This is a genomic window from Kitasatospora nipponensis (genome assembly GCF_039528135.1).
GTDB classification, from domain to species: Bacteria; Actinomycetota; Actinomycetes; order Streptomycetales; family Streptomycetaceae; genus Kitasatospora; species Kitasatospora nipponensis.
In genome coordinates this window covers 1-530 of sequence record NZ_BAAALF010001115.1, presented here as the reverse complement: position 1 = coordinate 530, position 530 = coordinate 1, and the positions used below count along the sequence as shown (strand labels likewise).

The 530-nt window shown below is 67.2% G+C and carries 1 protein-coding gene; it reads right to left on the bottom strand.

Features of this window, described 5'->3' with window-relative positions:
- Positions 1 to 88 precede the first annotated feature (88 nt).
- Positions 89 to 530, bottom strand: a 442-nt coding sequence (locus ABD323_RS45160; RefSeq protein ID WP_344447743.1) for an NAD(P)H-dependent oxidoreductase, incomplete at its 5' end; no start/stop codon positions are given.

Genomic DNA, 530 nt, shown 5'->3' with positions numbered 1-530 from the left:
TTGCCGGACCGCAAACCGCCCCGAGGGGATTCCGGAAAGAACCCGGAATCCCCCGTGTCGTTTTACCACAGGCCGCATTGACGGACCGTCAGGCGGCGGCCAGGCCGACCTTCAGCGCCGTGGCGATCTGCACCGCACGCCGGGTCTGGTACGCGATCGCCTCGAGGTTCTCCTCGTTCGGCGCGCCGACCAGGTTGTTGGAGACGTGGCTGGTGCCGTACGGGTTGCCGTTGCTCGGCGCGAACTGGATCCCGTCCGAGTAGCCGGGGGCCACGATGATCGCGCCCCAGTGGTAGAAGGTGTTGTTCAGCGCGAGCAGGGTGCTCTCCTGGCCACCGTGCAGGGTGGAGGTGGAGGTGAACGAGGAGACCACCTTGTTCACCAGCTTGCCCTGGAACCACAGGCCACCGGTGGTGTCGATGAACTGCTTGAGCTGGGCGGCCGGCAGGCCGAACCGGGTCGGGGTGCCGAACAGGACGACGTCGGCCCACTCCAGGTCGTCGAGGGTGACCTCGACGACGTCCCTGGTG